Origin of the sequence: Mycobacterium sp., from assembly GCF_004298145.1 — a bacterium.
In the GTDB taxonomy this organism is placed as follows: domain Bacteria; phylum Actinomycetota; class Actinomycetes; order Mycobacteriales; family Mycobacteriaceae; genus Mycobacterium.
In genome coordinates, this window is sequence record NZ_SCRH01000017.1 from 39,316 (window position 1) to 65,812 (window position 26,497).

The following is a 26,497-nucleotide window of genomic DNA, read 5'->3' on the forward strand; positions in this document are numbered from 1 at the left end:
CAACCAACCAGTTGGCTGGACTCGAGGAGATCAGGGAAGGACTCGCATGGAGATCAAAGACGCCGTCGCCGTCGTCACCGGGGGTGCCTCAGGCCTGGGCCTGGCCACCACCAAGCGGCTGCTCGACCGCGGCGCGCAGGTCGTCGTGATCGACCTGCGCGGCGGGGAAGCGGTGCGCGAACTCGGTGACCGCGCCCGCTTCGTCGAGGCGGACGTCACCGACGAGGCCGCCGTCGGCGCCGCGCTGGATGCCGCCGAGGGGATGGGCACGCTGCGCATCAACGTCAACTGTGCGGGCATCGGCAATGCCATCAAGACCCTGTCCAAGGACGGCCCGTTCCCCCTGGACGCGTTCAAGAAGGTGATCGGGGTCAACCTGATCGGCACGTTCAACGTGCTGCGGCTGGCCGCCGAGCGCATCGCCAAAACCGAACCCGTCGGTGAGGAGCGCGGCGTCATCATCAACACCGCCTCGGTCGCCGCGTTCGAGGGCCAGATCGGCCAGGCCGCCTACTCGGCGTCCAAGGGTGGCGTGGTCGGCATGACGCTGCCGATCGCCCGTGACCTGTCCCGCGAGCTCATCCGCGTGGTGACCATCGCACCGGGATTGTTCAAGACGCCGCTGCTCGGTTCGCTGCCCGAGGAGGCGCAGGCCTCGCTGGGCAAGCAGGTGCCGCACCCGGCCCGGCTGGGCGATCCCGACGAATACGGCGCGCTGGCCGTGCACATCGTGGAGAACCCGATGCTCAACGGCGAGGTCATCCGCCTGGACGGCGCCATTCGCATGGCGCCTCGCTGAGGCACGCACCCGTCGACAAACGAAAGCCCCCCGCATCGGCGGGGGGCTTTCGTGACAAAGGATCGATGGTTACTTGCGGAACCATCGACTGACGGCGGGTTCGGCCATTAACAGCCGTGCGAGCATGCTCATCGTCTGGCTCAGCTCGCCGCTTGCAGTTCGTCGAACTGCTCCGAGGTCTCGCCTTCCACCAGCACATCGCCGTGGTAGAGGGCCTCGAAGTCGACCTTGATGACGTCGGCACTTGTGTCGTCGATCCACATGACACTGAGCGTATGGGCCACCATTAAGGAATCTTTGAGTCGCGATTCGGAAAATGATGGCAATTTACCGACGGGTAGGTTCGCCCGCCGTTTCCGCTGGGATTGGGCCGTGAGCTGCTTACTTACGACACATTTTTCTGGCCGGACTCTTACCGTCCCCACGGTTTGAACCCTGCGTTGAACGGTGCGCCAGCCCGCCTGCGTGCTTAAAGAGAACACTGTTCGACGCGTGAGAATTAGCGTTTGTTACGTTGTCGCGGATAGCCAGCGGCCAGCGCAAAGGGGCACCGGCAGCGGAAGGGCTCGAAAATGCTGCAGAAAATCGCCCGAGTCGCCATCGCGGCGCCGCGCCGGATCATCGCAGTGGGGGTGCTGGTTTTCATCGCCGCGGCCGTCTTCGGCATTCCCGTCGCCAAGAGCTTGTCGCCCGGCGGTTTCCAAGATCCGGACTCGGAGTCCGCCCGCGCCATCGGCGTGTTGACCGACAAGTTCGGGCAGAGCGGTCAGCAGATGCTGATTCTGGTGACGGCCCCCGGCGGCACCAACAGCGCACAAGCCCGCAAGGTGGGCACCGACCTCGTTGACCAGTTGCAGCGGTCCCCGCTGGTCTACAACGCCTCCTCGCCGTGGACCGGGCCCGTTGCCGACGGCGGCCCGGGGGCGTCAGACGACCTGGTGAGCCGCGACGGCAAGTCGGGCCTCATCGTGGTCAACCTCAAAGGCGGCGAAAACTTCGTTCAGCACAACGCGCAGACCTTGTCGGACCAGTTCGTCCACGACCGTGACGGTGTCACCGTCCGCGCCGGCGGCGCGGCCATGCAGTACGCCCAGATCAACAAGCAGAACCAGGACGATCTGCTGGTGATGGAGATGATCGCGCTGCCGCTGAGCTTCCTGGTGCTGATCTGGGTGTTCGGCGGGCTGCTGGCCGCCGCGCTGCCGATGGCGTTGGGTGCGTTGGCCGTCGTCGGCTCGATGTCGGTGTTGCGCCTCATCACCTTCACCACCGAGGTGTCGATCTTCGCCCTCAACCTCAGCACCGCCCTGGGCCTGGCGCTGGCCATCGACTACACGCTGCTGATCGTCAGCCGCTATCGCGACGAATTGGCCGAGGGCCGCGACCGAGACGAGGCGCTCGTCCGGACCATGGCCACCTCCGGCCGCACGGTGCTGTTCTCCGCGGTCACCGTGGCGTTGTCGATGTCGGCGACGGTGGCGTTCCCGATGTACTTCCTCAAGTCGTTCGCCTACGCGGGGGTGGCCACGGTCGCGTTCGTCGCCACCGCGTCGATCGTGATCACCCCGGCCGCGATCGTGCTGCTGGGCGACCGGCTGGACGCGTTCGACGTGCGCCGGCTGTTGCGCCGCGCGCTTGGGCGACCCGAGCCGGTGCACAAGCCCGTCGAGCAATTGTTCTGGTATCGGTCGAGCAAGTTCGTGATGCGCCGCTGGGCGCCGATCGGCCTGGCCGTCGTGGGCCTGCTGCTGCTGCTCGGGCTGCCGTTCTTCTCGGTCAAGTGGGGTTTCCCGGACGACCGGGTGCTGCCACGTTCGGCGTCGGCGCATCAGGTCGGCGACCGGTTGCGCAGCGATTTCGCCAACGATTCCGCGACGTCGGTGCCCGTCGTCGTCGCCGACGCCGCCGGCCTGAATCCGGGGGATTTCGACAAGTACGCCGCCGATCTGTCGCGGGTGCCTGACGTGGCGGCGGTGTCAGCGCCCGGGGGCACCTTCGCCGGGGGAAACCGGGTGGGACCTGCGGCCGGGGCGACAGGGTTGGCCCGCGGCAGCGCGTTCCTGACCGTCAGCAGCACGGCGCCGCTGTTTTCCGCGGTGAACGACGCCCAGCTCCGGCGGTTGCACGAGGTCCCCGGCCCCGCGGGCCGATCCGTCGAGATGGGCGGGGTGGCACAGGTCAACCGCGACAGTGTCGATGCGGTGACGGAACGACTTCCCCTGGTCCTCGGGCTGATGGCCGCGATCACGTTCGTATTGCTGTTCCTGCTGACCGGCAGCGTGCTGCTGCCCCTCAAGGCGCTCGCCTGCAACTTCCTGTCGCTGACCGCGGCGTTCGGTGCGCTGGTGTGGATCTTCCAGGACGGCCATCTTGGCGCGCTCGGCACCACGCCGAGCGGGACGTTGGTGGCCAACATGCCGGTGCTGCTGTTCTGCATCGCCTTCGGGCTGTCGATGGATTACGAGGTCTTCCTGCTCTCCCGGATCCGCGAGTACTGGCTGGCGTCCGGCGCCGCTCGCCCGGCCCGGCCGACCCCGAAGCAGGCCCACGCCGCCAACGACGAGAGCGTGGCGCTCGGCGTCGCCCGCACCGGGCGGGTGATCACCGCGGCCGCGTTGGTGATGTCGATGTCCTTCGCCGCGCTGATCGCCGCGCATGTCTCGTTCATGCGGATGTTCGGCCTGGGCCTGGTGCTTGCCGTCTTCGCCGACGCCACCCTGGTGCGGATGGTCGTCGTCCCGGCCTTCATGCATGTGATGGGCCGGTGGAACTGGTGGGCGCCCAGGCCCCTGGCGTGGCTGCACGATCGGTTCGGCATCAGCGAGGCGGGCGCCGAAGAACCCGCACACCTCGAGCCGGCCACCGAACAGGCCGAACTCCCTGGGCCCCCGCGCGGGGAACCGGTGCCCAATATCGGTTAACGGCCGACCGATCCGGTCGCCGAACCCTATTCTGGGCCTCATCCAAGTTGGAAGGTTCACATACGCATGACAACCGTGGTCGACAATCCCTTCTTTGCGCGCCTCTGGCCCGTCGTCGCCAGCCATGAAGCCGAGGCGATCCGGGCCCTGCGGCGGGAGAATCTGGCCGGCTTGTCCGGCCGGGTGTTGGAAGTCGGCGCGGGGATCGGGACGAACTTTCCGCACTATCCGGAGTCGGTCGACGAGGTGGTCGCGGTCGAGCCCGAACCGCGGCTGGCGGCCCGGGCCCGCGCCGCGGCGGACGCGGTGCCCGCACGCGTGATCGTTTCCGGCGAGACGGCCGAAAGCCTCAGCGGCTCCGAGCCGTTCGACGCGGTGGTGTGCTCGCTGGTGCTGTGCTCGGTGCGCGACCCCGGCAGCGTGCTGCGGCACCTGTACTCGTTGCTGCGGCCGGGCGGGGAACTGCGCTACCTCGAGCACATCGCCAGCGCCGGTGCGCGGGGCCGCTTCCAGCGTCTCGTCGATGCGACCCTGTGGCCGCGGCTGTTCGGCAACTGTCACACCCATCGTGACACCGAACGCTCGATCGTCGAGGCGGGATTCGAAGTCGACACGTCGAGGCGGGAGTGGACGCTGCCGGCCTGGGCGCCGATGCCGGTGTCGGAGTTGCTGCTGGGCCGCGCGCGCCGGCCCTGACCCTCACTTCAACAGAGCCGGCAGCCGCTGCAGCAGGCCGGGCAACGCCGCGCTCGCCGTCTCACGGATGCTGAGGGTGGCGCTGGCCGATAGCGGCGTGACTTCGGGATTGACCTCGATGACGGCGGCGCCGCGGGACAGCGCCAGCTCCGCCAGGCCGGCCGCCGGATAGACGATCGCCGAGGTCCCGACCACCACCATCACGTCGGCGGACTCGGTCGCCTCCACGGCGCGCTGCCACGGCTCGTCGGGCAACTGTTCGCCGAACCACACGATGTCGGGCCGGATCAGGCCACCGCAATGACACACCGGGGGCTCCACCTCCAGCGCCGGTTCGGCCATCTGGGGCAGCGCGCCGCTATACGGCACAGCGCAACGCGCACAACGGAATTCGAAGAGGCTCCCGTGCAGGTGGTGGACGGACTCGCTGCCGGCGCGCTCGTGCAGGTCGTCGACGTTCTGGGTGATGACGCTGACCTGGGCGTCGTCTTGCCAGGCGGCGATGGCGCGATGACCCGCATTGGGGTGGACATCGGCGACCAGGTAATGGCGCCACAGATACCAGCCCCAGACGCGCTGGGGGTTGTCCCGCCACCCCTGGGTGCTGGAGAGCTCGTAGGGATCGAAGCGGGCCCACAACCCGTTCTTGTCATCGCGGAACGTCGGCACGCCGCTCTCCGCGGAGATCCCCGCGCCGCTGAGCACCGCTACGCGCATCCCACCAAGATAGCCGGGGCTGGGGGATACTGAACCGGTGGAGCTGGGTGACTGGTTGCGGGTCGACGTGAAGGCGGGCAAGCCGCTGTTCGACCAGCTCAGGACGCAGGTCATCGATGGAGTCCGCGAGGGCGCGCTGCCGCCCGGCACCCGCCTGCCCACCGTGCGGGATCTGGCCGGCCAACTCGGGGTCGCCGTCAACACCGTGGCCCGCGCCTACCGCGAGCTGGAAACCTCCGCCATCATCGAAACTCGGGGCCGCTTCGGCACATTCATCGCCCGCTACGATCCGACCGACGCCGCGATGGCGGCCGCCGCGCGTGAGTACGTCCGGGTAGCGCGCGGACTCGGGCTGGACAAGGCCGATGCCCTGCGCTACATCGAATCCGTGCCTGACGAGTGAGCAGCCTCGTTCGGTGTCGAAAAGCGTTGGCGCGCCGAATGTGTGCGAGCGGGGCTCAGCGCAACACCTTGTCCAGCGTGCGCAGATTGCGCGTCGTGGTCGACGGCTTGTAGCGCGCCTTGCCCATCGTCTTGCCGATGGTGCTGTCCAGGGTGCTGCCCTTGGGGACCTGCCAGTAGACCACGCCCTCGCCCCGGCTGATCCTCTCGTTCGGACCGGTGCCCTCGCCCAGCGCGGCGAGCTCGTCGAGCGCCGCCTCATCGGCGACGAACGTGACGTAGGACTGGTAGCCGTCGGCCTCGCGCTCGAACGGATACGCGTCGACCACGTCGCGCACGGTGCCGATGTCATAGGCCAGCACCCAGGCGTCGTAGCCGAACCGTTCGCGCAACGCGGCCTCCGCCTTCTTGCGCACCAACGTCACCCCGGCCGCCGACTCCAGCAGAATGTTGCCGCTGGCCAACACGGTCCGCACCCCGGTGAAGCCCGCGTCGGTCAGTGCGGCGGCCACCTCGGCCATCTTGAGATTGACGCCTCCGACGTTGACGCCACGCAGAAACGCCGCGTACTTGGTCATGCCCCGATTCCACCAGCCCGCCCTCCGAACCGCCATCCCGGGCCGTCGGGGCGGCGTGCGACGTAGGCTTTCGCCATGGGACGCCAAGTCTTCGACGACAAGCTGCTGGCCTTGATAAGCGGGCATTCCCTCGGGGTGCTGGCCACCATCAAGCGCGACGGGCGACCGCAGCTGTCGAACGTGAGCTACCACTTCGACCCGCGCAGCCTTCTGATCCAGGTATCGATCACCGAGCCGCGCGCCAAAACGCGCAACCTGCGTCGCGACCCGCGGGCGTCGATCCTGGTCGACGCCGACGACGGATGGTCCTATGCCGTCGCCGAGGGCACCGCCGAACTGACACCGCCGGCGGCCGCGCCCGGCGATGACACCGTGGAGGCGCTGATTGCCTTGTACCGCAACATCGCCGGTGAACATCCGGATTGGGGTGAATACCGTCAGGCGATGGTCACCGATCGCCGGGTGCTGCTGACGTTGCCGATCTCGCATGTGTACGGCATGCCCCCGGGCATGCGGTAGCCGCACCGTCCACCAGCATGCCGGCAAACCGGAGCTAAGCTGCCCGTATGGCTGAATCGAATGCTCGGCAGGGTTCAAAGTCGTCCAAGTCTTCGGGGGCTTCTGAATCGCCCGGGTCAGACGAGGACACCAAGCGCAAGTTCCGTGCGGCCCTCGACCGCAAGATGGCGAAATCCTCGGGTGGATCCGACCACAAAGACGGCGCCGGCAAGCAGTCCCGGTCGCACGGCGCGGTGGGAAACCGTCGCGAATTCCGCCGCAAGAGCGGCTGAGGATCGCGGCCGTCGAGGGGTCGGGCCGACGGGGCGGATCATGGTGCGCGCCAGTGGTTTTCCGCGGGGGTTCAGCCTTGGGACGGTGTGAATAGGCCGATCGAAGGGTCGGCTTGGCCTGGTTGGCCGCGCAGGCTTCCCCGGGTGCTGGGATGCGAGAAATCCAGTTGGGACGGGTCGTTTCGGTATGCCCAATCCGCGACGATGGTGCGCCGGCTGAACTTCCAGCGGCCGTCGTGCCGGGCGTAGGTGTCCAGGTACCGGCCGCCGATGATGACGTCGATGTCGTGTTCGGGACCGGCGAAGGTGTGAAACACCAGGCAGTAGATCTCGCCGCGGGCGTCCTCGCCCTCGATGACGAAGTTCGTGGTGGTGATGTTGTGTTGGGAGACACGCACATACGGTTCGGCAGCCTGCAACTGCGCGATGAACTGTTCGACGCCGCCCGTGGCGAATGAGCCGTGCGAGTCGGTGGCCTCGGGGTGGTACAGGCTGCGCAGCGCTTCATAGTCGGCGCGGTCGACGGCCCGGCAATAGGAAGTGACGAGCGCATGCAGTTCGTCGCGGGCCAGCATCAGTGCCAATCGGGCCTCATCCACCACCACGTCACGATAACTCCGTGGTTATCCGCTGGTCGTCAGCGGCTTTCCGGTAGGTAGTCTGTCGAACACATAGGTCATCGGTCCTAGGGCGCTCAGCGAAAGGTTGGTCGTTGACAGTGAAACTGTGGCTCGCTCAAGATCCCGAGGCCGACAAGCTGCTGTCCAGCGACCCGTTGGCCCTGCTCATCGGGATGGTTCTTGATCAGCAGGTACCTTTCGAGACGGCCTTCGCAGGACCGAAGAAGATCGCGGACCGGATGGGCGGCTTCGGTGCGCATGAAATTGCCGAGTACCACCCCGACAAGTTCGCCGCGCTGTGCTCGGAAAAGCCGGCGATACACCGGTTTCCGGGATCGATGGCCAAACGTATCCAGACCCTGGCCCAGATCATCGTGGACCGTTACGACGGCGATGCCGCCGGCTTGTGGACCGCGGGCGACCCCGACGGCGCGGAGCTGCTGCGGCGAATCAAGGGGCTACCCGGTTTCGGCGAGGTCAAGGCGCAGATCTTCCTGGCGCTGCTGGGCAAGCAGTACGGGGTGACGCCGAAAGGCTGGCGCGCGGCGGCCGGGCAGTTCGGCAAGGACGGCACGCACATCTCCGTCGCCGATATCGTCGACGCCCGATCGATGGGCGAGGTGCGTTCGTACAAGAAGCAGATGAAAGCAGCAGCCAAGGCGGCGAAGTAGTAGGTCACCAGAAGGGAAGGGCAGCAACGTGAAGACACACCTCACGTGTCCGTGCGGCGAGGCCATCGTCGGCAAGGACGAGGATGAGCTGGTCGAATTGACTCAAGCTCACCTCGCCAGCGTTCATCCTGGCCTCGAGTACGACCGCGACGCGATCCTGTTCATGGCCTACTAGAAGCGAACGCGCGCACCCCGGTGCGGGGACACGCGCGTTCGCAGTGGCGAAACGGTGGCGGCGCCGGTCTGTTACGGCACCACCGTCGAGCCGATCGTGGGCATGAACTGGCACTGCTTTTCCGTGGTGGTGACCTGCCCGAAGATCGTCGACATGATGCTGCCCGAACCGGTGTCGGCGATCGCGCTCAACGTCGTTGGCCCGTCCGGGTTGATGTCCGATCGCGGCTTGAGGGTGACGGTCCCGGACTTGCCGGTGGTCAGGTTCACCCACGTGACGTTCAGCGGCAGTTTCTGCACCTCGGCGGGTCCGGGGGTGCCGACCGCGGTGAACACGTAGGCGGTCTGGCCTGCCTCCGGGCCGGGAAGCGGGATCTTGGCCGGCCCCGCGACCGACAGCGCGGTGGCGATGGCGCTGCTGCCATCCGCCAGGCAATTGGTGCCGATCGACGGATACATGAAGTCCTGCGTGGGCGGCGCGTCAGCGCCGAATCCCGGAGCGGCCGCCGTGGGGGCGGCGTCCGGCGCAGCCGCGGGTGCCGGGGCGGGCAGTGCGGCGGCCTCCGGTGCGGGAGGGGTCGCCGGCGGCGCCGCGGCCGGCGCTGGGGGCACCGGAACCGGTGCCGCGACGGGCACATTGGCGGGTTGGGCGGGCCCCGGTGCCGGAGCGGCGGCGGGCGCCGGACCGGCCGCGTGTGCCGGGTCGATACCGGCCGGCAGGTGCGCCTGCAAACCGGGTTCTATGCCCGTCGCGGGCACGTGCTGCACCGGCGCGGTGGGCTCTTGGACGAACTGATTCACGGCCGCGGCAACGTTTTTGGACTCGCTGGGAGCGGTCGGGCTGTGGGCGAAGGCTTGCGCGGCGGCCATGAGCAGCTGTGTCGCTTGCTGCGGGTCGCCGGCCGCTTGCTGGATGAGCGGGCTGAGCTGCGACAAGGCAGGCAGACCCGGCAGTTGTTGGGCCGCGCTGGATGGTGGTGTCGGCTGCGGCGCCGCCGGGTCGGCTGCCGCGCTCGGGCAGAGCCCGAACGCGGCAACCGATGCCGTGACGACAGCGGCCAAACCTTTGGACAGATTCCAAGTGGTTGCCACGGTGTCCTCCGGTTCTCAGTGGTGGGTTAGGCCGACGACGACGCTGCTCAAGGCAGGGCGGCAAGCAGCGGCGCTGCCGGTCCGGCCGGGCTGGCCGCCGGCGCGGCCGCGGCCGGGGCCGCCGGGGCCGCCGGGGTCTGCCCCGAAGCCAGCGCCGGCAGATCCTGCGGAAGCCGCACCTGCGAAGGCACGTTGACCGGCAGGCCCGACGGCATCGCCGGCATGTTGACCTGCGCCTGCGGGATTTGCGGGGCGGGCGGTGTGGCCGGTGCGGTCGGTGCCGACAACCCCGGGATCGCGGGCAGGCCCGGGATCGACGAGGCGGCCGGAACGCCCGGAGACGCGGCCGCCGGCTGCGCGCCGGTCAGGCCCTGGATCATCCCCGGAAGGCCGGTCGCCGCGGGGGATGACACCGGTGCGGCGGGCGTCGCCGACTGCGTCAGCCCCGGAATGGCGGGGAACGCCGCCGGGGATGACGCCGGAGCGGCGGGTGTGGCCGCCGGGGTCAGGCCGGGGATCGACGGAATACCCGCCGTGGATGCCGCCGATGCCGGCGAAGCGGCCGCCGGAACACCCGGGAAGCTGATGCCCGGCGTCGCCGGTGCCGCGGGCGGCGTGGCGCCGAGTGCGGTCGCGAGGTTCTGCAGGATTTGCGGCGCGTTGGCCGCCGAACTGATCAGCTGCTGCGGAATGTTCGGCAGGGCCGGGGCCGGCACGGGGTCGGCGTGGGCTGACCCCGCGAGACCGCCCACTATTAGTGCTGCGGACGAACCGACCACGACGGCGGCTGCACGCATGTAAGTCCAGATGGTTGGCATGACTCTCCCTGATTGATTGATTACAGGTCTCCGGGCCGAAGTTACTTTGATGCAGATGGGACTCAAGTGACACGTGTGGCATTTATGTATTCGTTACGGATATGAATGAGAGCGGTGACCGAACGGTTGAAAATGAGCTCCCTGAACAGATGTCAGGGGACCGACGGGGCGGCGGCGCATGGCCCGATCGCTAAAGTCGGGCGGATAGACACCATCTCGGCCGCCCCGGCGGCACCCATCACGCAGCGGTTGGCGAGTCTCCTCGAAGCGGCCGCGCCGATGCTGCTCATCGCGAGCGTCGCCGCGAGGCTGGCCTGGACGTACCTAGCCCCCAACGGCGCGAACTTCGTCGACCTGCACGTCTACCTCGGCGGAGCCGCCGCGATCGACCATCCCGGCAGCCTGTACAGCTACGTCTACGCCGACCAGACACCGGACTTCCCGCTGCCGTTCACCTACCCGCCGTTCGCGGCCGTCGTCTTCTACCCGCTGCACCTGTTGCCGTTCGGCCTCGTCGCATTCCTGTGGCAGATCGCGACCATCGCCGCCCTCTACGTCGCGATCCGGATCAGCCAGCGCCTGACGGGCGTGCCGGCCGGCGCCCGCGGCCGCCGCCTCGCGATGGGCTGGACGGCGATCACCATCTGGATCGAGCCGTTGCGCAGCACATTCGACTACGGCCAGGTCAATGTGTTGCTGATGACCGCCGTGCTGTGGGCGGTCTACACGACGCGATGGTGGCTGTCGGGGCTGCTGGTCGGCGTGGCGGCCGGCATCAAATTGACGCCCGCCATCTCCGGGGTCTATCTGGCCGGCGCGCGGCGCTGGGCCGCGACCGTGTTTTCGGTGGTCGTTTTCGTTGCCACCATTGGGATTTCGGTCCTGGTAGTCGGCGATCAGACCCGCTACTACTTCACCGAGCTGCTCGGCGACGCCCACCGGGTGGGTCCCATCGCCACGTCGTTCAATCAGTCCTGGCGCGGCGCCATCTCGCGGATCCTGGGCCACGATGTGGGATTCGGTCCGCTGCTGGTCGCCACCCTCGCGGTCACCGCGGTGCTGGCCGTCCTGGCCTGGCGCGCGCTGGACTCCTCCGACCAGCTGGGCAGGCTGATCGTGGTGGAGGTGTTCGGGCTGCTGCTCTCACCGATTTCCTGGACCCACCACTGGGTGTGGCTGGTGCCGCTGATGATCTGGGCCATCCACGGCGCGGGCCGCACGCTGCGCGGTGCGCGCATGGTGGGCTGGGGCTGGTTGGTGCTCACCCTGATCGGCGTGCCGTGGTTGCTGAGCTTCGCTCAACCGACCATCTGGCAGATAAGCCGACCGTGGTATCTGGCCTGGGCGGGGCTGATCTACACGGCGGCGGCGGTGGCGACGTTGATCTGGGCTGCGGCCATCGGCGACCGCGAGCTGCGCGGGTCGCCCGTAAGCGGGGGACACGTGCCGGCCGACGACAAGGGCCCCACCGCGGGCTAGTTGTCGACGATCCCGTTGATATCGCGGGCCATCTCGACATCGTTTTTTGTGATACCGCCCTCGGAGTGCGTGACGAGAGCGAAAGTCACTGTCCGCCAGCGGATATCGATATCGGGGTGGTGATCCTTGCTTTCCGCATGGTCGGCCACCCGGCGCACCGCATCGATGCCGGCCAGGAAGCTTCCGAATTTGATCGACCGGCGCAGGGCGCCGCCGGCACGCTCCCATCCATCCAGATCGGGCAGTGCGGCGTCTACTTGCTCATCCGTTAGCACGGCCATACCGGACTCATCCTCTCTTTTCGATAACGGGTCAACCGAGGGGTAGCCCTAAAGATGTCCGCCAATCCCCGAAGGGGCGGTCACCTACGAGGCTACGGCGGGATTACCCGGTGCTTGATTTTTCTGGTCCAACGGCACCACGACGCCCGCCTCCGGCAGATTCTTTCGTTCTTGGTATGCGGACTCGAGGCTGGCCGGAACTCCCTGTAGGTCGCGCGCTACGTCCATCAGCTCTTCCAGGATCATGATTCGTTCCTGATTCGCCTCGTCCATCGCGCGGTGGACTCGCTCATCGAAATGATGAGCCTTCTCCTTTGCGTCGGCGAGGAGTTGCTCACGCTTATGCTGGGCTTCCTGCCACGCCTCATCGATCAACGATTGGGCCTCAGCACGCATCCCGGCGAGTTCGGTGTCGAGCTCTTTCCTGGTTTGTTCACATTCCGTTTCCAGAGCCTTTCGCTGGGCAGCCATGTGCGCCAACAGCTCTCGGTACTCTTGCTGCGCGGCCTCGGCCTCGGCAGCGGCCCCCGCGATCACCGAGTCTGCCTCGGCCCGCGCCTCGGCCTGCATCCGGGAAATCTCATCGAGCGCACGCCGCAGCATCTTCGCCATCCGGTGTTGCATCGCGTAGGGCGACGGCGAGGTGTCCGAGAGGGCGGCAACTTCATCTTCGAGGCAGGCGACCTCAATCCGCAGCGCGGCTGCTTCGTCGCCGGATTCGTTTCGATGGGCCCTGAGGCTATGCACTTCGTCGATCAGCAATTTCTCCTTGGTGAGCAACACCTCGATGTAGGGATCGACCGCAGCCGGGTCATAGCCCCTGAAAATGCGAGGAAACGAATTTGCGGGTTCGGTGATCATCGCCAACTCCCATCCTGGAAGTGCCTGGTACTGACTAGTAGTCGAGTATTCCACGATGATGCTTAAACCGTAAGATAGTTATTGTGCCGCAAGGGAATTCGATTCATATCACCAGGGATCGCCGACCGGCACGGCTGCGGTCCAAGGTTCGCGCATGCGTGCGCCCATCTGGCACCATTTGGTAGTCGTCCGAACGGAATGTCCGCCCGATAGCAGCAATCCGCACCTGCGCCGCTCAATTTCGCCCGCAGCGGTGACGCACCCCGCTGCCTGCGGCGGCGACCAGCCGGGCGACCCGCCGCCTTCCGATGTTCACGTAGGTAGCCGGGCACGTTGGCAGGCCGTAACACAGCCATGACCCGACGGTATACCGTCACTGGCCATGCCGACCCAGATCGTCGTCGCCGGCGCCCTCATCTGCGACGCGCACGTCTTGGTGGCGCAGCGCGTCCGCCCGCCGGAGCTGGCCGGCCGTTGGGAGCTGCCCGGTGGCAAGGTCGCGCCGGGTGAGGCCGAGCGCGACGCGCTGGCCCGCGAGCTGGCCGAGGAGCTGGGCTTGGCGGTGGGCGACGTCGCGGTGGGCGACCGGCTCGGCGCGGACATCACGGTGGACGGCGGGATCACGCTGCGGGCCTACCGGGTGCGTTTGCTCAGCGGTGAGCCGGATGCGCGTGATCATCGGGCGTTGCGCTGGGTCACGGCCGCTGAGCTGCACGATCTCGACTGGGTGCCGGCCGATCGGGGCTGGTTGGCGGATCTGACAGGTGCGCTGTGAACGGCCCTCATGACACGTCCACAGAGTTCCCGCAGCTTACTCACAGCCGCGTTGCAGGTCGCTAGAGTGAACTGAACACCACAATATGACTTGTAGTAACGCCACACGAATCTGCCTTGGATGTGCGCGCCGACAGCGAGCCAGATGGTTGTACAGACCCTGCCGTCCCGGCTTCGGTGCCCGACCGGGAGGCTTTCGCAACCGCGAAAACCGATGCCCATGACCGCGTTTTTCATGCGCGGCCAGGCGCGGCGGATGTGATTGCCCCATCCACGTCGACCTATGCTGTGCGGTATCCCCGCCCAGCCCGCGGGCCCGAAATGGCGATGGTTGAGCCGATCCGAGGTTGTGCGGACGGGCGGATCACCGGGCGTATTGCCGAGCGCAACTCAACTGGGATCCCACGCACGGCCGGGCGACGAGGCGCGACGCTACCGATTAGGAGGAGTACTTCTTGACTGCCACACCTCGCATCGGTGGAGTGCTCGAGGAGCTCTTGGAGCGCAGCGGGCGGTTCTTCACACCGGGCGAGATCTCGGCCGACCTGCGCACCGTGACCCGGCGGGGCGGCCGCGAAGCCGACGTGTTCTACCGCGACCGCTGGAGCCACGACAAGGTGGTTCGCTCCACGCACGGGGTGAACTGCACCGGATCATGCTCATGGAAGATCTACGTCAAGGACGGGATCATCACCTGGGAAACCCAGCAGACCGACTATCCGTCGGTGGGCCCGGACCGGCCCGAGTACGAGCCGCGCGGTTGCCCCCGCGGCGCTTCTTTTTCCTGGTATAGCTACTCGCCCACCCGGGTGCGCTACCCGTACGCCCGCGGCGTCCTGGTCGAGATGTACCGGGAAGCCAAGGCGCGGCTCGGCGATCCTGTGCTCGCATGGGCCGACATCCAGTCCGATCCCGACCGCCGTCGGCGCTATCAGCAGGCCCGCGGGAAGGGGGGACTGGTCCGGGTCACCTGGGCCGAGGCCACAGAGCTGATCGCCGCCGCCCACGTGCACACCATCAAGACCTACGGTCCGGATCGGGTCGCCGGGTTTTCACCGATCCCGGCGATGTCGATGGTGTCCTACGCCGCCGGCTCGCGGTTCTTCGAGCTGATCGGCGCCCCCATGACGTCGTTCTACGACTGGTACGCCGACCTTCCGGTGGCCTCACCGCAGGTGTTCGGTGACCAGACCGACGTCCCCGAATCCGGGGACTGGTGGGATGCAGCGTATTTGATGATGTGGGGTTCCAACGTCCCGATCACCCGGACCCCCGATGCGCATTGGATGGCCGAGGCGCGCTACCGCGGGGCCAAGGTGGTCACCGTCAGCCCGGACTACGCCGACAACACCAAGTTCGCCGACGAATGGATGCCGTGCGCGGCCGGCACCGATGGGGCGCTGGCCATGGCGATGGGTCACGTCATCCTCTCGGAATACTATGTGCGAAAGCAGGTTCCGTTCTTCTCCGACTATTCGCGTCGCTACACCGATCTGCCGTTCCTGATCAAACTGGAAGAACGCGGCGACATGCTGGTGCCGGGGAAGAACCTGACGGCGGCAGACCTGGGGGAGGCGGTCGAGAACGCGGCAGTCAAGCCCGCGGTATTGGACGAATCCACCAATTCGGTTGTGGTGCCGCATGGCTCGCTGGGCTTCCGGTACGGCGAATCCGGGGTCGGAAAGTGGAACCTGGATCTCGGTGACCTGGTGCCGGCGCTCAGTGTGCGAGACGCGCACAGCTCGAACGGGGAGGGCAGCACCGCGCTCGTGCATTTGCCCAGCTTCGACACCGTCGACGGCGAGGGCACGACCGTGGCGCGCGGTGTCCCGGTGCGCCGCATCGGCAAGCACATGGTGTGCACCGTCTTCGACTTGGTGCTCGCGCAGTACGGCGTGGCGCGGCCGGGATTGCCCGGCGAATGGCCCACCGGTTACGACGACGCGTCCCAGCAGAACACCCCGGCCTGGCAGGAAGTGATCACCGGCGTGTCGGCCGCCCAAGTCATCCGTGTGGCAAGGGAATTCGCGCACAGTGCCCAGGAATCCGGCGGCCGCTCCATGATCATCATGGGCGGCGGCATCTGCCACTGGTTCCACAGCGACGCGATCTACCGTGCGGTGCTGGCGCTGCTGATGTTGACCGGGTCGATGGGCCGCAACGGCGGTGGCTGGGCCCACTACGTCGGCCAGGAAAAAGTGCGTCCGCTCACCGGATTTCAGACGATGTCGATGGCAACGGACTGGGTGCGCCCGCCGCGGCAGGTGCCCGGCGCCTCGTACTGGTACGCGCACACCGACCAGTGGCGTTACGACGGTTACGGCGCGGACAAGCTGGCCAGCCCGGTGGGCCGCGGCAGGTTTGCCGGCAAGCACACCATGGACGTGCTGGCGTCCGCGGTGGCCATGGGGTGGAGCCCGTACTACCCGCAGTTCGACCGGTCGAGTCTGGATGTCGTGGACGAGGCCCGCGCCGCAGGTCGCGATGTCGCCGAGTACGTCGCCGAGCAGCTCGGCCAGCGCAACCTCAAGCTCGCCGTGACCGATCCCGACAACCCCGTCAACTGGCCCCGGGTCCTTACCGTCTGGCGCGCCAACCTGATCGGTTCGTCGGGTAAGGGTGGCGAATACTTCCTGCGGCATCTGCTGGGGACCGACTCCAACGCGTCGGCGCTGCCGCCCGAGGACGGGGTGCGACCCGTCGACGTGACGTGTGACGGGGACATCCCCGAGGGCAAGCTCGACCTGATGATGTCGATCGACTTCCGGATGACCTCGACCACGCTGGTGTCCGATGTCGTGCTGCCGGCGGCGACCTGGTACGAAAAGGCCGACATCTCCAGCACGGACATGCACCCCTACGTGCACGCGTTCAGCGCCGCGACCGACCCCCCGTGGGAAACACGTTCGGACTTCGACGCTTTCGGAGCGATCGCACGTGCTTTCAGCGCGATGGCCAAGGAGCATCTGGGAACCCGCACCGACGTCGTGCTCAGTGCCCTGCAGCACGACACACCGGACGCGATGGCCTATCCCGATGGCATCGAACAGGATTGGCTGCGCACCGGTGCGACGCCGGTGCCGGGCCGCACCATGGGCAAGCTCACCGTGGTGGACCGTGACTACACCGCCATCTACGACAAGTGGCTGACGCTGGGCCCGCTGGTCGACCAACTCGGCTTGACCACCAAGGGCATCACCGTGCACCCGTTCCCGGAGGTGGAGGAGCTCGCCGCCAAATTCGGCGTGCTGAAATCCGGTGTGGCAGCGGGCCGTCCGGCCATTACCACCGCCGCGCGGATGGCCGATGTGCTACTGCTGCTGTCGGGGACGACCAACGGCCGGCTGGCGGTCGAGGGCTTCCACGAACTGGAGAAGCGCACCGGTCAGCGGCTGGTACATCTGGCCGAGGGCAGCGAGGACAAGCGGATCAGCTATGCCGATACCCAGGCGCGGCCCGTTCCCGTGGTTACCAGCCCGGAATGGTCGGGCAGCGAAACCGGCGGCCGTCGCTACGCGCCGTTCACCATCAATATCGAGAACCTCAAGCCGTTCCACACCCTGACCGGGCGGATGCATTTCTATCTGGCCCACGACTGGGTCGAGGAACTCGGCGAGCACCTGCCGGTTTTCCGGCCGCCGCTGGACATGGCGCGCTTGTTCGGCCAACCACAGCTGGGCCCGACCGAGGATGGAATCGGGCTCACCGTGCGATACCTGACGCCGCACTCGAAGTGGTCGTTCCACTCCACCTACCAGGACAACCTGTACATGCTGTCGTTGTCGCGTGGCGGACCGACGATGTGGATGAGCCCGGGCGACGCCGCGAAAATTCAAGTGCACGACAACGATTGGGTCGAGGCGGTCAACGTCAACGGCATCTATGTGTGCCGGGCGATCGTCTCGCATCGGATGCCCGACGGCGTGGTGTACGTCTACCACGTGCAGGAGCGCACTGTGGACACACCGCGCACCGAAACCAACAACAAGCGTGGCGGTAACCACAACGCGCTCACCCGGGTGCGGATCAAGCCCAGCCACCTGGCCGGCGGCTACGCTCAGCACGCGTTTGCGTTCAACTACCTGGGGCCGACCGGCAACCAGCGCGACGAGGTGACCGTCGTGCGTCGCCGCAGCCAGGAGGTGCGGTACTGATGAGCGCCGATGGGGTGCGCGAAGGGAGTTCGCGATGAAAGTCATGGCCCAGTTGGCGATGGTGATGAACCTCGACAAGTGCATCGGGTGTCACACCTGCTCGGTGACCTGCAAGCAGGCCTGGACCAACCGGCCCGGCACAGAATACGTGTGGTTCAACAACGTCGAAACCCGTCCCGGCCAAGGCTATCCGCGCACTTACGAGGACCAGGAGAAATGGCGCGGCGGCTGGATTCGTGACAAGAAGGGCCGGCTGCGGTTGCGCGACGGCGGCCGCATCCACAAGCTGTTGCGGATTTTCGCCAATCCGAAGTTGCCCGTCATCGGCGACTACTACGAGCCGTGGACCTACGACTACGAAAACCTGACCACGGCACCCGCGGGTGACACCTTCCCGACGGCCGCGCCCAAAAGCCTGATCAGCGGTGAGCCGATGAAGGTTTCGTGGGGACCGAACTGGGACGACAACCTGGCCGGCTCGTCGGAGATCCTGGCCGAGGACCCGATCCTGAAGAAGGTCAACGAGGAGATCAAACTTTCGCTCGAAGAGACCTTCATGTTCTACCTGCCGCGGATCTGCGAGCACTGCCTCAACCCCTCGTGCGTGGCGTCGTGCCCGTCGGGCGCGATGTACAAGCGCAGCGAGGACGGCATCGTGCTGGTCGACCAGGACCGCTGCCGCGGCTGGCGGATGTGCGTGTCCGGATGTCCTTACAAGAAGGTCTATTTCAACCACAAGACGGGCAAGGCCGAGAAGTGCACGCTGTGCTATCCGCGATTGGAGGTCGGCCTGCCGACCATCTGCTCGGAGACCTGCGTGGGGCGGCTGCGCTACCTGGGCGTGGTTTTCTACGACGGCGATCGGGTGCTCGAAGCGGCGTCGGTGGAAAAGGACACCGATCTCTACGAGGCGCAGTGCGAGATCCTGCTGGACCCGGGCGATCCGGAGGTGATCGCCGGCGCCCGGGCAGAGGGCATCCCGGACGAGTGGATCGAAGCCGCGCAGCGTTCCCCGATATATGCGCTGATCCACACCTACAAGGTGGCGCTGCCGCTGCACCCGGAATACCGCACCATGCCGATGGTTTGGTACATCCCGCCGCTGTCACCGGTGGTCGACGCGGTCAGCCGCGACGGCCACGACGGGGAGGACATCGGTAACCTGTTCGGCGCGCTGAACGCGCTGCGCATTCCCATGCAATACCTGGCCGAACTGTTCACCGCCGGCGACACCGCCGTCGTCGAAGGGGTGCTGCGGCGGCTGGCCGCGATGCGCTCCTATATGCGCGACATCAACCTCGGCCGCGACACCCAGCCGCACATCCCGCATTCGGTCGGCATGACCGAAGAAGAGATCTACGAGATGTACCGGCTGCTCGCCATCGCGAAATACGAAGACCGCTACGTGATTCCGACCGCCTTCGCTCCGCAGGCCCGCAACCTCGAGGAGATGGGCTGCTCGTTGACGGGCGACGGCGGCCCGGGCATGTACGAATCGGAGCCGGTCCCGGTGTCCGTGGAAACCTTCCACGCGCTCAAGCGTGGCGGCGACGAACGCGGCAACGCGCGGGCCCGGGTGAACCTGCTCAACTGGGACGGCGGCCAGGTGCCCGCCGGAATGTTCCCCGAGGAGCAGAAGCGATGAGGCTGCTGGCTCAGCTCCGCGAGCGGTCCGCCGGCCGGGCGATGCAGGATCGCCTGGTGTGGCAGGCGGCATCGCTGCTGCTGGCCTACCCGGACGACGGCTTCACCGAGCGACTGGACGCCGTCGACGAAATACTCGGCCACATCAGCGGGCGCGCGGCGGCGCTTCTCGGGCAGACGATCGCGGCGCTGCGTGCCCGTGAGCCGATGGCCGCCGCGATGGACTACGTCGCGACTTTCGATATGCGCCGGCGCGCCACGATGTATCTGACGTACTGGACGGCGGGGGACACCCGCAACCGCGGCCGGGAGATGCTGGCGTTCGCCACCGCCTACCGGGAGGCGGGTGCGCAGCCGCCGGGCGGTGAGGCGCCCGATCACTTGGCCGTGGTGCTCGAATTCGGCGCCACCGTCGATCCCGAGGTCGGCCGGCGACTGCTGAGCCAGCACCGAGTGCCGATCGACGTGTTGCGCGGTGCCCTGGCCGACGCCAGGTCACCGTATGAGCCGGCCGTGGCGGCCGTCTGCGAGACCCTGCCCGCCGCCACCGATCAGGAGGTGCGCCGCGCCGAGCGGCTGGCGCAGGCCGGGCCACCCGCGGAAGCCGTTGGGCTGCAACCTTTTACCTTGACCGTGCCACCCCGTAAAGGAACGCCAGGTGTTTAGCAACGTCCTGTTCTGGGATATCGCCCCGTACGTCACGCTGTCGGTTCTGATCGTGGGTACCTGGTGGCGCTACCGCTACGACAAGTTCGGCTGGACCTCCCGGTCCTCGCAGATCTACGAGTCACGGGTGCTGAGCATCGCCAGCCCGATGTTCCATTTCGGAATCCTGGCGGTTTTCGCCGGGCACGTGATGGGGCTGTTCATCCCGCCGCGGGTCACGCACATGTTGAAGATGAGCGACCACGTCTACCACCTGCAGGCGGTCATCGCCGGGTCGATGGCCGGTATCGCCACGCTGATCGGGATCGGGTTGCTGATCTACCGGCGGCTCACCCGCCCGGCGGTGTCCATGGCCACCACCCGCAGCGACAAGGTGATGTATGTGGTGCTGGTGCTGGCGATCCTGGTGGGCCTGTACTGCGACCTGATCGGCACCGGCCCGCACGGCGGAGAGTTCCACTACCGCTACACGGTCGGTGTGTGGTTCCGCCGGATCTGGATACTGCAGCCGCACGGCGAGGTGATGATCAACGCGCCGCTGGACTACCAGCTGCACGCCCTGATCGGCATGGTGCTGTTCACGCTGTGGCCGTTCACCCGGCTGGTGCACGCGTTCAGCGCCCCGATCGTCTACCTGTTCCGGCCCTACATCGTCTACCGCAGCCGCGAGGTGGCGGCCAAGGGCCAAATGGTCGCCACGGCACCGCGCCGCCGGGGCTGGTAGGCGACCGGTAACCGGCGCTGGTCGCCAGCCAGTTCGCTATCTCGGCCCCCCGCTGCCACAATCACCGACGTGCCATTCCGCAACGTCGCCATCGTCGCCCACGTCGACCACGGCAAGACGACCCTCGTCGACGCGATGCTGCGGCAGTCCGGCGCGCTGCATCACCGCGGTGACGACACCCAGGAACGCATCATGGACAGCGGTGATCTGGAGCGCGAAAAGGGCATCACCATCCTGGCCAAGAACACGGCGGTGCACCGCCATCACCCCGATGGCACCGTCACGGTGATCAACGTGATCGACACCCCCGGCCACGCCGATTTCGGCGGTGAGGTGGAGCGCGGGCTGTCCATGGTGGACGGGGTGCTGCTGCTGGTCGACGCGTCCGAGGGCCCGTTGCCGCAGACCCGGTTCGTGCTGCGCAAGGCGTTGGGCGCCCACCTTCCGGTGATCCTGGTCGTCAACAAGACCGACCGGCCCGACGCGCGCATCGCCGAGGTCGTCGAGGCCAGCCACGACCTGTTGCTCGACGTCGCATCGGACCTGGACGACGAGGCGGCCGCGGCGGCCGAGCACGCGCTGGGCCTGCCGACGCTGTATGCGTCCGGGCGCGCGGGCATCGCGAGCACCGAGCAGCCCGCCGACGGCGAGGAGCCCGCGGGCGACAACCTGGACCCGCTGTTCGATGTGTTGATGGAGCACATCCCGGCGCCGTTGGGCGACCCGGAGGCCCCGCTGCAGGCGCTGGTGACCAACCTCGACGCGTCGGCGTTCCTCGGCCGGCTCGCCCTGATCCGCATCTACAACGGCAAGCTGCGCAAGGGCCAGCAGGTCGCGTGGATGCGCGAGGTCGACGGGTTGCCGGTCATCACCAGCGCCAAGATCACCGAACTGCTCGCGACCGAGGGCGTCGAGCGCAGCGCCACCGAGGAGGCGGCGGCTGGGGATATCGTGGCGGTGGCGGGCATGCCCGACATCATGATCGGCGACACGCTGGCCGATCCCGAGCACGCCCACGCGCTGCCGCGCATCACCGTCGACGAGCCGGCGATCTCGGTGACCATCGGTACCAACACCTCGCCGCTGGCGGGCAAGGTCTCCGGTCACAAGCTGACCGCACGTATGGTCCGCGGCCGGCTGGACGCCGAGCTGGTCGGCAACGTGTCGATCCGGGTCGTCGACATCGGCCGGCCCGACGCCTGGGAGGTGCAGGGCCGCGGCGAGCTCGCCCTGGCCGTCCTGGTCGAACAGATGCGCCGGGAGGGCTTCGAGCTCACGGTCGGCAAGCCGCAGGTGGTGACTCGGACGATCGACGGCAAGCTGCACGAGCCGTCCGAAGCGATGACGATCGACTGCCCCGACGAATTCGTCGGTCCCATCACCCAGCTGATGGCCGCCCGCAAGGGCCGCATGGAAGAGATGACCAACCACGCGGCCGGCTGGGTCCGGATGGACTTCATCGTGCCCAGCCGCGGCCTGATCGGCTTCCGCACCGACTTCCTCACGCTGACCCGCGGCACCGGCATCGCCAACGCCGTGTTCGACGGCTACCGGCCGTGGGCGGGGGAGATCCGGGCCCGCCACACCGGGTCGCTGGTATCCGACCGCGCGGGCAGCATCACGCCGTTCGCGATGATCCAGCTCGCCGACCGGGGTCAGTTCTTCGTCGAGCCGGGCCAGGACACCTACCAGGGCATGGTCGTCGGAATCAACCCGCGCGCAGAGGATCTCGACATCAACGTCACCCGTGAGAAGAAGCTGACCAACATGCGGTCCTCGACCGCCGATGTCATCGAGACGTTGGCCAAGCCCCTCGAGCTCGATCTGGAGCAGGCCATGGAATTCTGCGCGCAAGACGAATGCGTCGAGGTGACTCCGGAGATCGTGCGGGTGCGCAAGGTCGAGCTGGACGCCACCTCCCGGGCGCGCAGCCGGTCGCGCGCCAAGGCTCGGGGCTAACCTCTGGTGGTCGAACGGGCCGCTGCGCGGCTGCTCGCTACCCTGATCAGCGTGCCGAGACGCGTCCGCCGTTTGTTCATGGTGCTGGGCGGCATGATCTCGGTCGTCGGGCTGGTGCTCTCGGCGTGCACGGTCAACCCGCCGCCGGCGCCGCAGAGCACCGATACGCCGCGCAACTCCGTTCCGCCGCCGCCCCGGGTCAGCGAGATCATCATGGGCATCGACTCGATCGGGGCGGGGTTCAATCCGCACCTGTTGTCGGATTTGTCCCCGGTGAACGCGGCGATCAGCGCGCTGGTGCTGCCGAGCGCCTTTCGGCCGGTTCCGGACACCAATACGCCGGCCGGCTCACGCTGGGAGATGGACCCGACCTTGTTGGTCTCCGCCGACGTGACGAACCAGAACCCGTTCACGGTGACCTACAAGATTCGGCCCGAGGCGCAGTGGACCGACAACGCCCCCATCGCCGCCGACGACTTCTGGTATCTGTGGCGCCAGATGGTCAGCCAGCCCGGGGTCGTCGACCCGGCCGGGTATGACCTCATCACCAGCGTGCAGTCGCTCGAGGGCGGCAAGCAGGCGGTGGTCACCTTCGCGCAGCCGTATCCGGCGTGGAAAGAGCTGTTCAGCAACATCCTTCCGGCGCACATCGTCAAGGACGTGCCCGGCGGTTTCGCGGCCGGGCTGGCCCGGGCGCTTCCGGTCACGGGCGGGCAGTTCCGGGTGGAGAGCATCGACCCGCAGCGCGACGAAATCCTGGTCGCCCGCAACGACCGGTACTGGGGGCCGCCGGCCAAGCCCGCGCTCATTCTCTTCCGGCGCGCCGGGGCGCCCGCCGCGCTGGCCGATTCCGTGCGCAACGGCGACACCCAGGTGGCGCAAGTACACGGTGGTTCGGCGGCCTTCGCGCAGCTGTCCGCCATCCCCGACGTCCGGACCGCCCGGATCGTGACACCGCGGGTCATGCAGCTCACGCTGCGCGCCACCGAGCCCAAACTGACTGACACACAAGTCCGTAAGGCGATCTTGGGGTTGCTCGACGTCGACCTGCTCGCCGCCGTGGGCGCGGGCAGCGACAACACGGTCACCCTCGATCAGGCCCAGATCCGTGCGCCGAGCGACCCCGGCTACGAGCCGACCGCGCCACCGGCGATGACGACGGCGGCCGCGCTGACATTGCTCGAGGGGGCCGGATACCGGGTCGAACCCAACTCTTCGGCTTCAGGGGCCCCGCCCGCGCCGACCCCGGTGAACACTGGACCGCCCGAAGTCATCCGGGGCCGGATCAGCAAGGACGGCCAACAGCTGTCGCTGGCCATCGGGGTGGCGGCCAATGACCCGACCGCGGTGGCGGTGGCCAACACCGCCGCCGACCAGTTGCGCAACGTCGGCATCGCCGCGACCGTGCTGGCGCTGGACCCTGTCACCCTCTACCGCGATGCGCTGAACGACAGCCGGGTCGACGCGATCGTCGGCTGGCATCAGGCGGGTGGAAATCTGGCAACCCGGCTCGCTTCCCGATACGGCTGTCCCGCGCTGCAATCGACCCAGGTTCCGGCCACCAGCGAGGCGACTCCGGCTTCGTCCGCTCCCGCCGGCCCGGCGCCGTCCACGTCGCCGGGCACCGCGTCCACGACGCCGACGTCGGCGCCGCCGCCCAGCCGGCCAGCGGATCCCAACGCCCTGGTCCAGGCGCCGTCGAACCTCACCGGGATCTGCGATCGCAGCGTCCAGTCGAACATCGACGCCGCCCTCAACGGCACCAAGAGCATCAATGACGTCATCACCGCGGTCGAACCGCGGCTGTGGAACATGTCCACGGTATTGCCGATCCTGCAGGACACCACGATCGTCGCGGTCGGGCCGAGCGTGCAGAACGTCAGCCTGTCCGGCGCGGTTCCGGTGGGCATCGTCGGTGATGCCGGCCAATGGATCAAAACCGGGCCGTAACCGCGAGCGCCGGTCAGTCGGCGGGCGGTCGCGACGCCCGCGGCGGGATCACGGTGTCGACGATGAGCGCCAGCTCGCGGCGGTTCGGTGGCGATTCGTTCAGCAGGAAGTGCTGGTTGATCAACGCCGACCCGATGCGGGCGGTGAGCGGCGTGACCGCCTCCGGATCAAGGTCACCGTCGTCCACGGCGGCTTGCAGGATCGATTCCACGATTTTCAGGCGCGGCCGCACCACGGCATCGGCGAAGATGCCCCGCATTTCCGGCTCGTGCAACAGCTGATGGATGACGTCCAGGCTGGGAAAGCCGGTCTTGCCGGCCAGCAGGTCACGCTGGGCGGTGAACATCGCCAGCAAGTTCTCCCGGGCCGAACGGCCGGAACGCAGCTCCGGCAGCGGCGGCAGCGCGAAAACCAAAGCGGCGTGCACCAGCTCGCACTTGGTGTCCCAGCGCCGGTAGAGCGCGGCCTTGCCGGTGTGGGCGCGCGCCGCGATTCCCTCCATGGTCAGACCGCCGTACCCGACTTCTGTCAGTTCGGCCAGGGTGGCCTCGTAGAGGGCGCGTTCGAGGACCTCACCTCGCCGACGGCTTCGGCTGCCCGTGTGGTCTGCGTCCGTGAGCTGAGGCATTTCTTGATAGTAGCCGTGCGCGTTCCTACCTGCTGCCGCCGGTGAGGCAGCGGCCGGGCGGCAACCCTTCGACTGCCGATATCGTCGCCGCTGGCGGTAGGGTGCCGTCCATGCCTGAGACGCCACGGCTGCTGTTCGTCCACGCGCATCCCGACGACGAAAGCCTCGGCACCGGCGCCACTATCGCCCACTACGCCGCCCGCGGGGCAGACGTCCGCGTCGTCACCTGCACGCTCGGCGAGGAGGGCGAGGTGATCGGCGATCGGTGGGCCGAGCTCGCCGCCGATCGCGCGGATCAACTCGGCGGCTACCGGATCGGCGAATTGACCGCCGCGTTGCATGCGCTGGGCGTCGGCGAACCCAGCTATCTCGGCGGCGCGGGCCGGTGGCGCGATTCGGGCATGCGCGGCACCCCCAAGCGGCGTCGGCAACGATTCATCGATGCCGACGAGCGTGAGACTGTCGGCGCGCTGGTGGCCCTCATTCGCGAGCAGCGCCCCCACGTCGTCGTCACCTACGATCCCGCCGGCGGCTACGGCCATCCTGATCACGTGCACACCCACACGGTGACGGCCGCCGCCGTCGCCGTGGCTGGTTTGTCGGCCGGCGCCGCCTCCGAATTTCCCGGCGAGCCTTGGGCCGTGCCGAAGTTCTACTGGTCGGTCTTCGCGACCCGGGCGTTCGAGGCCGCCCTGGATGCGCTGACGCCCGAGGACCTGCGGCCCGAATGGTCGCTCCCGTCGGAGGAGGAGTTCACGTTCGGGTACGCCGATGGCGACATCGACACCGTCGTCGAGACCGACGCGGACGTCCGGGACGCCAAGCGGGCGGCGCTCGCCGCGCACGCCACCCAGGTGGTTGTCGGGCCCACCGGCCGGGCCTGCGCCCTGTCCAACAACGTGGCGCTGCCGATCCTGGGGCACGAGCATTACGTCTTGGCGGCCGGCGACGCGGGGGAACGAGACGAGCGCGGCTGGGAAACGGATCTGCTCGCCGGCCTTGGTTTCACCGCGGCCCGCACGCGGTAGGCTGCCAAACAGGCAGCCACGGAAGGATTTCGCATGGACCCCGACCTGGACCCTAATCAGCAGCACTGGC

At 67.7% G+C, this 26,497-nt stretch carries 26 protein-coding genes; 17 read left to right on the plus strand and 9 right to left on the minus strand.

Going from position 1 to position 26,497, the window contains the following annotated elements; translation table 11 throughout:
• Window positions 1–46: 46 nt before the first annotated feature.
• The gene (locus EPN51_RS07155; RefSeq protein WP_293039220.1) at window positions 47–799 is read left to right on the plus strand and encodes a 3-hydroxyacyl-CoA dehydrogenase; all 753 of its coding nucleotides are present in this window, start codon (window positions 47–49) and stop codon (window positions 797–799) included.
• 140 nt (window positions 800–939) lie between these two features.
• On the opposite strand, the gene EPN51_RS07160 is transcribed toward EPN51_RS07155, so the two are convergent.
• Window positions 940–1,062, minus strand: a complete 123-nt coding sequence (locus tag EPN51_RS07160; protein WP_003878506.1) for a hypothetical protein — start codon at window positions 1,060–1,062, stop codon at window positions 940–942.
• Between the two features lie 309 nt (window positions 1,063–1,371).
• On the opposite strand from EPN51_RS07160, the gene EPN51_RS07165 reads away from it, so the two are divergent.
• Window positions 1,372–3,720 (plus strand): MMPL family transporter, encoded by a 2,349-nt coding sequence (locus tag EPN51_RS07165; RefSeq protein WP_293039223.1) that lies wholly within the window; start codon window positions 1,372–1,374, stop codon window positions 3,718–3,720.
• A gap of 66 nt (window positions 3,721–3,786) precedes the next feature.
• Window positions 3,787–4,416 carry a class I SAM-dependent methyltransferase gene (locus tag EPN51_RS07170; RefSeq protein ID WP_293039225.1) on the plus strand — a complete coding sequence of 210 codons (630 nt, stop codon included), beginning with the start codon at window positions 3,787–3,789 and terminating at the stop codon, window positions 4,414–4,416.
• A gap of 3 nt (window positions 4,417–4,419) precedes the next feature.
• Here the strand turns inward: EPN51_RS07170 and EPN51_RS07175 are convergent, their stop codons facing one another.
• Window positions 4,420–5,133: an NAD-dependent deacylase gene (locus EPN51_RS07175; RefSeq protein WP_293039228.1), complete on the minus strand. Its 714-nt coding sequence runs from the start codon at window positions 5,131–5,133 to the stop codon at window positions 4,420–4,422.
• 37 nt (window positions 5,134–5,170) lie between these two features.
• On the opposite strand from EPN51_RS07175, the gene EPN51_RS07180 reads away from it, so the two are divergent.
• The gene (locus EPN51_RS07180; RefSeq protein ID WP_293039231.1) at window positions 5,171–5,536 is read left to right on the plus strand and encodes a GntR family transcriptional regulator; all 366 of its coding nucleotides are present in this window, start codon (window positions 5,171–5,173) and stop codon (window positions 5,534–5,536) included.
• 55 nt (window positions 5,537–5,591) lie between these two features.
• Here EPN51_RS07180 and EPN51_RS07185 read toward each other — a convergent pair whose 3' ends face one another.
• A complete protein-coding gene (locus EPN51_RS07185; protein ID WP_293039234.1) occupies window positions 5,592–6,113 on the minus strand; it encodes a DUF1697 domain-containing protein in 522 nt (173 codons plus the stop codon).
• 75 nt (window positions 6,114–6,188) lie between these two features.
• Between EPN51_RS07185 and EPN51_RS07190 the strand changes: the two genes are divergently transcribed.
• Both EPN51_RS07190 and EPN51_RS07195 read left to right on the plus strand, forming a co-directional pair.
• On the plus strand, window positions 6,189–6,632 hold the full coding sequence (locus tag EPN51_RS07190) for a PPOX class F420-dependent oxidoreductase (RefSeq protein ID WP_293039237.1): 444 nt from the start codon (window positions 6,189–6,191) through the stop codon (window positions 6,630–6,632).
• A 47-nt stretch (window positions 6,633–6,679) separates the two neighbouring features.
• Window positions 6,680–6,904, plus strand: coding sequence for a DUF5302 domain-containing protein (locus tag EPN51_RS07195; RefSeq protein WP_293039240.1), 225 nt, complete (start codon window positions 6,680–6,682; stop codon window positions 6,902–6,904).
• Between the two features lie 71 nt (window positions 6,905–6,975).
• On the opposite strand, the gene EPN51_RS07200 is transcribed toward EPN51_RS07195, so the two are convergent.
• Entirely contained in the window at window positions 6,976–7,509 is a 534-nt protein-coding gene (locus EPN51_RS07200; protein ID WP_366509401.1) for a nuclear transport factor 2 family protein, read from the minus strand.
• Window positions 7,510–7,622: 113 nt separating this feature from the next.
• Between EPN51_RS07200 and EPN51_RS07205 the strand changes: the two genes are divergently transcribed.
• Window positions 7,623–8,195 carry an HhH-GPD-type base excision DNA repair protein gene (locus EPN51_RS07205; RefSeq protein WP_293039752.1) on the plus strand — a complete coding sequence of 191 codons (573 nt, stop codon included), beginning with the start codon at window positions 7,623–7,625 and terminating at the stop codon, window positions 8,193–8,195.
• Window positions 8,196–8,223: 28 nt separating this feature from the next.
• Window positions 8,224–8,370: a hypothetical protein gene (locus EPN51_RS07210; RefSeq protein WP_007169078.1), complete on the plus strand. Its 147-nt coding sequence runs from the start codon at window positions 8,224–8,226 to the stop codon at window positions 8,368–8,370.
• Between the two features lie 71 nt (window positions 8,371–8,441).
• Here EPN51_RS07210 and EPN51_RS07215 read toward each other — a convergent pair whose 3' ends face one another.
• Together EPN51_RS07215 and EPN51_RS07220 are read right to left on the minus strand one after the other, a co-directional pair.
• A complete protein-coding gene (locus EPN51_RS07215; RefSeq protein ID WP_293039285.1) occupies window positions 8,442–9,461 on the minus strand; it encodes a hypothetical protein in 1,020 nt (339 codons plus the stop codon).
• A gap of 47 nt (window positions 9,462–9,508) precedes the next feature.
• Window positions 9,509–10,279, minus strand: coding sequence for a hypothetical protein (locus EPN51_RS07220; RefSeq protein ID WP_293039288.1), 771 nt, complete (start codon window positions 10,277–10,279; stop codon window positions 9,509–9,511).
• Between the two features lie 132 nt (window positions 10,280–10,411).
• Between EPN51_RS07220 and EPN51_RS07225 the strand changes: the two genes are divergently transcribed.
• Window positions 10,412–11,758 (plus strand): mannosyltransferase, encoded by a 1,347-nt coding sequence (locus EPN51_RS07225; RefSeq protein ID WP_293039291.1) that lies wholly within the window; start codon window positions 10,412–10,414, stop codon window positions 11,756–11,758.
• On the opposite strand, the gene EPN51_RS07230 is transcribed toward EPN51_RS07225, so the two are convergent.
• Both EPN51_RS07230 and EPN51_RS07235 read right to left on the minus strand, forming a co-directional pair.
• Entirely contained in the window at window positions 11,755–12,039 is a 285-nt protein-coding gene (locus tag EPN51_RS07230; RefSeq protein WP_293039294.1) for a 4a-hydroxytetrahydrobiopterin dehydratase, read from the minus strand. The two genes, EPN51_RS07225 and EPN51_RS07230, sit on opposite strands and share 4 nt — an antisense overlap.
• An 84-nt stretch (window positions 12,040–12,123) precedes the next feature.
• A complete protein-coding gene (locus tag EPN51_RS07235; protein WP_293039297.1) occupies window positions 12,124–12,900 on the minus strand; it encodes a cell division protein DivIVA in 777 nt (258 codons plus the stop codon).
• Window positions 12,901–13,282: 382 nt separating this feature from the next.
• Here EPN51_RS07235 and EPN51_RS07240 point away from each other — a divergent pair, with 382 nt between their 5' ends.
• From EPN51_RS07240 to EPN51_RS07270, 7 genes are all read left to right on the plus strand, one after another.
• Window positions 13,283–13,675: a (deoxy)nucleoside triphosphate pyrophosphohydrolase gene (locus tag EPN51_RS07240; RefSeq protein ID WP_293039300.1), complete on the plus strand. Its 393-nt coding sequence runs from the start codon at window positions 13,283–13,285 to the stop codon at window positions 13,673–13,675.
• Window positions 13,676–14,129: 454 nt separating this feature from the next.
• The gene (locus tag EPN51_RS07245; protein ID WP_293039303.1) at window positions 14,130–17,828 is read left to right on the plus strand and encodes a nitrate reductase subunit alpha; all 3,699 of its coding nucleotides are present in this window, start codon (window positions 14,130–14,132) and stop codon (window positions 17,826–17,828) included.
• A 34-nt stretch (window positions 17,829–17,862) separates the two neighbouring features.
• Window positions 17,863–19,473, plus strand: a complete 1,611-nt coding sequence (gene narH / locus EPN51_RS07250) for a nitrate reductase subunit beta (RefSeq protein ID WP_293039306.1) — start codon at window positions 17,863–17,865, stop codon at window positions 19,471–19,473.
• Window positions 19,470–20,138: a nitrate reductase molybdenum cofactor assembly chaperone gene (narJ, locus tag EPN51_RS07255; protein ID WP_293039309.1), complete on the plus strand. Its 669-nt coding sequence runs from the start codon at window positions 19,470–19,472 to the stop codon at window positions 20,136–20,138. Before narH ends, narJ begins: the two co-directional genes overlap by 4 nt.
• Window positions 20,131–20,862, plus strand: a complete 732-nt coding sequence (narI, locus tag EPN51_RS07260; protein ID WP_293039312.1) for a respiratory nitrate reductase subunit gamma — start codon at window positions 20,131–20,133, stop codon at window positions 20,860–20,862. Before narJ ends, narI begins: the two co-directional genes overlap by 8 nt.
• A 69-nt stretch (window positions 20,863–20,931) precedes the next feature.
• Complete coding sequence (typA, locus tag EPN51_RS07265; protein ID WP_293039315.1) at window positions 20,932–22,821, plus strand: translational GTPase TypA; 1,890 nt, start codon at window positions 20,932–20,934, stop codon at window positions 22,819–22,821.
• Between the two features lie 45 nt (window positions 22,822–22,866).
• Window positions 22,867–24,771, plus strand: coding sequence for an ABC transporter substrate-binding protein (locus tag EPN51_RS07270; RefSeq protein WP_293039754.1), 1,905 nt, complete (start codon window positions 22,867–22,869; stop codon window positions 24,769–24,771).
• 13 nt (window positions 24,772–24,784) lie between these two features.
• Here EPN51_RS07270 and EPN51_RS07275 read toward each other — a convergent pair whose 3' ends face one another.
• Entirely contained in the window at window positions 24,785–25,399 is a 615-nt protein-coding gene (locus EPN51_RS07275; protein WP_293039318.1) for a TetR/AcrR family transcriptional regulator, read from the minus strand.
• 110 nt (window positions 25,400–25,509) lie between these two features.
• Between EPN51_RS07275 and mshB the strand changes: the two genes are divergently transcribed.
• The gene (gene mshB, locus EPN51_RS07280) at window positions 25,510–26,427 is read left to right on the plus strand and encodes an N-acetyl-1-D-myo-inositol-2-amino-2-deoxy-alpha-D-glucopyranoside deacetylase (RefSeq protein ID WP_293039321.1); all 918 of its coding nucleotides are present in this window, start codon (window positions 25,510–25,512) and stop codon (window positions 26,425–26,427) included.
• Window positions 26,428–26,497 lie beyond the last annotated feature (70 nt).